Annotated in this window: 6 protein-coding genes; 2 read left to right on the forward strand and 4 right to left on the reverse strand. The window is 62.0% G+C overall.

Annotated elements, in window-relative coordinates:
* On the forward strand, positions 1 to 300 hold a 300-nt coding region (locus QJT82_RS44870), incomplete at its 5' end, for a hypothetical protein (protein ID WP_281446717.1).
* 435 nt (positions 301 to 735) lie between these two features.
* Here QJT82_RS44870 and QJT82_RS44875 read toward each other — a convergent pair.
* Positions 736 to 945: a helix-turn-helix transcriptional regulator gene (locus QJT82_RS44875; protein WP_028344279.1), complete on the reverse strand. Its 210-nt coding sequence runs from the start codon at positions 943 to 945 to the stop codon at positions 736 to 738.
* Positions 946 to 1014: 69 nt separating this feature from the next.
* Here QJT82_RS44875 and QJT82_RS44880 point away from each other — a divergent pair, with 69 nt between their 5' ends.
* The gene (locus QJT82_RS44880; RefSeq protein ID WP_155258781.1) at positions 1015 to 1443 is read left to right on the forward strand and encodes a hypothetical protein; all 429 of its coding nucleotides are present in this window, start codon (positions 1015 to 1017) and stop codon (positions 1441 to 1443) included.
* Positions 1444 to 1809: 366 nt separating this feature from the next.
* Here the strand turns inward: QJT82_RS44880 and QJT82_RS44885 are convergent, their stop codons facing one another.
* From QJT82_RS44885 to QJT82_RS44895, 3 genes are all read right to left on the reverse strand, one after another.
* Positions 1810 to 2043 carry a hypothetical protein gene (locus tag QJT82_RS44885; protein ID WP_028344281.1) on the reverse strand — a complete coding sequence of 78 codons (234 nt, stop codon included), beginning with the start codon at positions 2041 to 2043 and terminating at the stop codon, positions 1810 to 1812.
* Between the two features lie 792 nt (positions 2044 to 2835).
* Positions 2836 to 3147 carry a DUF736 domain-containing protein gene (locus tag QJT82_RS44890; RefSeq protein WP_028344282.1) on the reverse strand — a complete coding sequence of 104 codons (312 nt, stop codon included), beginning with the start codon at positions 3145 to 3147 and terminating at the stop codon, positions 2836 to 2838.
* A 718-nt stretch (positions 3148 to 3865) separates the two neighbouring features.
* Positions 3866 to 5872 carry a ParB/RepB/Spo0J family partition protein gene (locus QJT82_RS44895; RefSeq protein ID WP_051448139.1) on the reverse strand — a complete coding sequence of 669 codons (2007 nt, stop codon included), beginning with the start codon at positions 5870 to 5872 and terminating at the stop codon, positions 3866 to 3868.
* Positions 5873 to 6020 lie beyond the last annotated feature (148 nt).

Consider the following 6020-nt stretch of genomic DNA (forward strand, 5'->3'; position numbering starts at 1 on the left):
TCCCTGCGTCACGAGCCCGGCGTAGCCCTCTCATCATGGTCGACGCTCCACTTCCATCCTGTTCGCCGCGCGGCATTCAAGGCCAGGCTGTTAGACCTCACCTATTTCTACACCCGTCAGAACGCTGACCGGCTCGGGCAGTTCTTCACTCACGAGCTGAACAGCATCTACTACAAGGTAGAATACACCACGGTGCGCGGTCAGCCGACGTTGCGGTTCAAGAAAGGCGCCAGCCACTACGACCTGATCCGCGGTTCATGGGCCGAGAAGTTGGAGTTTGATTGGCCGACTTCCGGTTAAGCGATTTATCAAACGCCCGTCCGCTTCGCGGACCTAAGACCCCACGCCGCCCGCCCGATGGGCGCTACAAGATGACGTAGGGCTGTAGACACTGGGCGGTGGAGAGAGCGGTGCCTGGGATGGGTGTCTGCGCCATCCACGGTTTATTTGCCGTCCTAGGGAACGCCTGACGAAGCTGGAGCGTTGTTTCCATGAGTGTCAGGCGACGCTCAACCCAAACGGCTCCAGTTGCTCTCCGGCTACTGGGGCCGTTTTGACGTGCGAACGGCGGCAGAACACCTGACACGCAATTGACACGCAACACCCTGCCCCGTGATGCATTTTGCTGCAATTTAGTGCCCCCGAGCGCCCAAACCACCTGACAAACTCTGAACGTTCTCAGGAGGATAAGAAAAATGCGATATCTGCACACGATGACGCACGAATGAATGACCACTACCGCTTCAACAATTCACTGACGTCGATGCCCAGCGCTTTGGCGAGTTTTCCCAACATTGTAACTGACGCGCTGTAACTGCCGGTCTCAAGCTGACTGATATAGCTCCGGTCCACTTTTGCCCGAAACGAGAGCTCTTCTTGGCTCAACTTCCTTTCGTGGCGAATCCGCCGCAGATTCCGGGCAACGATTTGCTTCATCTCGTCCATCGAAGGCGAGATGCTTCTTGTTGAGTAAACTCATCAATTGAGTATACTCAACAAAAAGGAGAGCCACGCGTGTTGGCTGATCTTGAACCCTTCGTTGAATTGCCAGGACATCAATGCCTCGGGTACGCGGGCGATGTGTTCCGTTTCGGATACCGTTGCAAGCGAACAGGTGCTCCGTTCGCAATTGTTGAAATCCCGGCTTCGACGGTCACCAAGTTCGTTCGATTGAAGACCTCGGTTCGAGTGACGCCCGATGGAAAGGTCGTCGCCGAGGCTGAAATTGCAAACGATCATGGCGCGCTTGGCCGCAGTTCTGAAGGAACCTCCGTGGTCCAACTGATTGAAGAAACCTTGCACGTCGACAACCTGCGCATGGAGGAGGCCAGCCCGCGCGAACTGAAGAGCTTGCTGCAAGAGCTCGAGGTTTCCATCCAGCGGGTTAAGGCTACGCTCGCGACCATGCATGCGGAAGGGCTCACGGCGTCGATCTCGACGTAAGACGATCCCGTTTTGGAAGTCCTCCGGTACCCGTTTGCGCCGGAGTGGCAGATATGTGCGTGCGTGAACCGCGCATCACGGCTTTGCGCTCTATAGCTCATTGAGGAGTATGAATTGCTCAGGCTGTAATCGTCTGCGCTGCGAGCGACCTTGATCCTGATTTTCGGTCCAGCCTCGCCATGGACGGCCCGCCGCCCGGCGCCCGCGAACTCTAGGCGATATAGTCGATGGCAATCACGAGATCATGTCTCGCGTCATCCCTGCCGGGGGAACACAACACGGCTGTGCGGGTGACCGATGTTGAAGTGATCCGCCGCGCCCCAGTCGAGTCGAGCCTGGTGCCGAGGCCCTCCCCCATTTACAGCATCAGGTCGCGGATAAGGGCCTCAGGTCGGTGATCTCCGCGCTGCCCACAAGCGCAACGATGAACGGGAGTTGCTGGCAGTCGCAGGCGTTCGGATCTCGCGCGGCGGGGTAGAGTTCGCCTGGCTTGCCCTCGCGCGCGACGCCTTGGTACTCGACGTAGCGCAGATGCGCGCGGATGGCACCGGCGCCCCCGCCTTGATGCGCCCGAGGCGCACCTCGATCACCCCTGGTCATCCACGGCTCGGCGAACGCCGCACTTGGTGCGCATCGGCTGCCAACCCGACCGCCGGAGAAGTTCGACGCGCGATGAGTCCTAGTGCCGGCCCGCTCTGTCGCCTTCCAACGTGCCGAATATATCCAACTGCATCGCTGGCTGCGGTTGTCGATCTACCCCGCCCTTCACTTCGAATTCGTCCTCGTCGACGCCACTCGTGACGCGGCTCCTGTCTGAGACGCCCCGAATAATTCAAGTCAAAGAACCATCGCCAGCTTGCTGATACGATCGGCAAACGCCAACAACGCCTTAGATCCCGATTGGTGACATCGCGGCTTTCGGTATCTCCAACTCTTGGATGTGCAGACAACCACTTAGCCGCCTATCGGCGCCAGTGCTTTTATCTTGCGCTCTCCTATTCTTCACGCTCGCTCCGCTCAAGCTTCCTCTCTCTGCCGTGACAAGGTTCTCGCATCGAGGCCACGCAGTGCCGCCGACAGCGAAAAATTCCGGTGCGCCGTGCAGGTCTCCACGCTCATCGACAGCAGAATTTCGCTACAGAAACGCAGCGTCGACGCTGCTGAATGCGGCGAAATTCGCCTCTCGGAGATCGAAATTCGGAGCTCGATCCAACGTGAAATCCTGTCCGCTGAACCCAAAACACCGCGCAAAAATCCGTCGGATCGATTGCATTTTTGCCCGCGGCGAAGCCCGTTTCCGAACGCAAAATGCCCCTCCGCATCCTCCAAGAGCGGCGCAGAAACGCAAAAAAGCCCCGCCTCCGAGGAGGCGGGGCCGATGGTTCCGACCGATCAGTCACCGTTGCGGCGCGACCAGATCAGGCTGTATCCTTCCTCTCCTTCGACCTTCACCAGCGAGGCGTAGATTGGGGCCGGGAAGCTCGGATCGTCGAGCTTGAGCGAGAGATATTCGCGATCGCTGTCACGGACGGTCTTCTTCCAGGCGGCGCCGAACTCGGTCGTACCTGCAAAGATGCGGTAGTCGGGAGCCTTGTCGTTGTCCTTCTCGGCTGCGACGAGCTTGGCCTTGATGTTGAGCGTCAGCGTCTTGATCGAACCGGTGTAGCCGGTGTCGGAAGCGGTGAAAGTGCCGATGGTCGCCATGATGATCTCCGTCTGTTTTGCTCGGGCCGCGTCCATCGCAGCCTCGATGGCGATCCCTTGCCCGGGGAGCGATCGGCCCGCAGCCATATGGCCCGCAGCGCCAGCGGAGGACGGCGAAAGCCGGCTTTTTTGTCCTTCGCGAGGAATGCCGCGGCTTGGCGGCAGGGGAAAAAAGCAGGCGTGAGCTGTTGCGGGAAGGCGATCGAGGCCCTTGCCGGCCCCCGGGCTTGATCAGCCCAATCGTGACTGCGTTGGACGCGAGCCCATGACCGAACTGGCGGAGATTTTCATGACGACCGCCCACGTCACAGCATCGAACAAGGCCGGATCGGTGGAAGATAAGCCGATGTCCGTGCACCAATCACGGAGAGGACGAACCCGGATCAACGCAAGGAAACTGGGCAATATGTACGCACAGGACACCGTCGCGCCGTCAGAATTATCCGCCCCAATGCGCGCTGGATGCGCGCGGTCAAGCCCAGGATCCATGCTTCCCGGCCCCGGCCTATGCCTCGCCGGTCAAGATCGAACGAGGTGCAATACGGCCACCCTGGCTACAGCAATCGGCGTTGATCGAACGAATCATGCCCTCGATCGGAGTGGGCGTTTGCGTAGCGGAATCGCGGCTTTGCATACATGGAATCGGCCGCGCACTATCAGGTGCGCGGCCGCAATTTTGTGGCTCGCCGGGGCCGCCTAAGCGGCCCCGACGTTGGCTTCACTCTGCAGCTACCGCATGAGGCTCGCCACCTTGCGTCTCGCTTTGGAGATCGGTTTGCGCGTGCAGCGCAGCCATCCGCAGCAGCGACGGCAGCCAGCCGGTCGCCGCCAACAGCTGCTCCGCAGCCTGCGCCATGTCGGCCTTCTTCATGTCCGTCAGGCGCACCGCCGCCTCCTCGCCGAGGCCTTCGCGGACCGCCTCCAGGATGCCCGCCTTGGTGACACGGCCGAGATAACTGCGCACCGTCGGGCGCCAGTACGAGGTCATGTCGAGGGCGACGGCCTCGGCCAGACGGCGGGCTGCGGCCAGCGCCCGCGGCCTCCGGTCGAACGGCAATTTGACCGCATTGACCGTCAGGGAGACGCAATGCGCGAACAGCGCCATGCGGCTGTCGTAGTCGAGCTCGGCCACGAATTCCCACAGCCCGGCGACGTCCTTGGGCATCTGCCGTGCCCAATTGGCATGGCGATCCGACCACGCCTTGCCTGCCGGCGTGTCCTCGATCCCGTCCGCATGCGCAGCCAGATCAGTCTTCACCGGCTGGATGCCGACGACATGCGCGGCCGCCCCGAGATAGAAGATCTGGGCGGCGAGCGCGTGCGTGACCGCCACGATGGCAACGTCAGGCTGCTCACTCAAATTGAGCCGCAACCCCAAGGTCCGGTGCGCGGTGAGGTCGCGAACCAGGGCGTCGGACAGCCGCTCGTCGTCATCCTCCTCGTCGCTCGTGGCCTCGTCGTCCTCGCCATCCAGCGCCCCCTCCTCGCCGTCCCGGTCCTCTTCATCTCGCGCGTCGGCGTCGCTGTCAGGCCCGGTTTCGGCCTCGGGCTTCTCGTCCTCCGGGCGGATGAAACCCCGCTCGATCCGCACCGTGCCATCGTGATTGAGGACCACGAACGCGCCGCCGCGCGCGACGTCGGCGGGATCGTAGGCCTGCCGTTTCGCCTCCAACCCCTCAATTTCGGTCTCCAGCTCGCCGAACCGCGCGTCTACATCGTCAGGCAGTTCCTCGGCCGTCTGGTGCTGCTCGGTCAGCCGGTCGAACTCGGTCTGAACCGCCTGAAGCGCGGCCTGATCTTCCGCCGAAAGCTCGACCGGATGCGGGTAGACGCGGCGCATGCCGTGGGCATGCGGAAAGTCGAGATGGGCTTCCGTCCACTTCCATCCCTCGGCCGCCCGCAGCGTATCCGCCTCGCGGCCGAGCCTTGCGGTCACCAAGAGATCGAGCAGCGAGACGTCTTCCAGATAGCCGCCGCGATCCTCGGTGAAGAGGTCGCGCAGGATAGTGCCGCCCGCTTCCGCATAGGCCTCTAGCCCGACAAAACGCGCGCGGCGATCCGTGGCGGCGACATGGGTTTCGGTGAGCAGACGGCGGATGGTGCTGGCATCCGGATCGAACGGCAGGCGCTCATGGACGGCTTCCTGCCGGGCATGATCATCCGTGATGGCAAAGGCCATCAGTTGCTCAAGGACGAGACCGCCGTCGCGATAGAGCTGCACTAATTTGGGCGACACCGCGCCCAAGCGCAGGCGCTGGCGCACCACGTGCGCCGTCACGCCGAAGCGGGCCGCGATCTCCTCCGCGCCGAGCCCGCGCTCGTCCGCAAGCTTCCGGAACGCCTCGAACTCGTCCGCCGGATGCATCTTCTCCCGGGTGACATTCTCGTCCAGGCTGATTTCGTGCGGATCGTTCGCGGTGTCGACGATGCAGCGGATCGGCTCGTTTTTCTTGATCTCCTTGCGCTTGACCCGCAGCAGCTGGGCCAGCCGCCTGCCCTCACCGACGGTCACATAAAAAACCCCCGTGGCCGCCCCCTCGCCATCGACCTCGGGTTCAACGACCAGATTCTGCAGCATGCCTTTGGCGGCGATACTCGCCGCCAGCGCCTCGATCGCCGCATCACTGTGCGGCGTCTTGCGGGCATTCCTGGGCGACTTCTTGAGCTTGCTGAGCGGAATGAGAACCTCTGTTCCGTTCAGTTGTTCTACTGATTTGGCCGACATGATCATTCTTCCTTTGCTTTCATGGGTGCAAGGCGCACTCCGCGCCTGCGCCCCTGCCCGTCGGCGAGACCGGGTCTCTAGCCGCGGATTTGGCAAGAGATCGGTCACGCTTCCTTGCAGGGTTGCAGCAGCTGCTGCTGCAACCCTG

The organism is Bradyrhizobium sp. Mp19 (genome assembly GCF_029952935.1).
GTDB lineage: Bacteria > Pseudomonadota > Alphaproteobacteria > Rhizobiales > Xanthobacteraceae > Bradyrhizobium > Bradyrhizobium elkanii.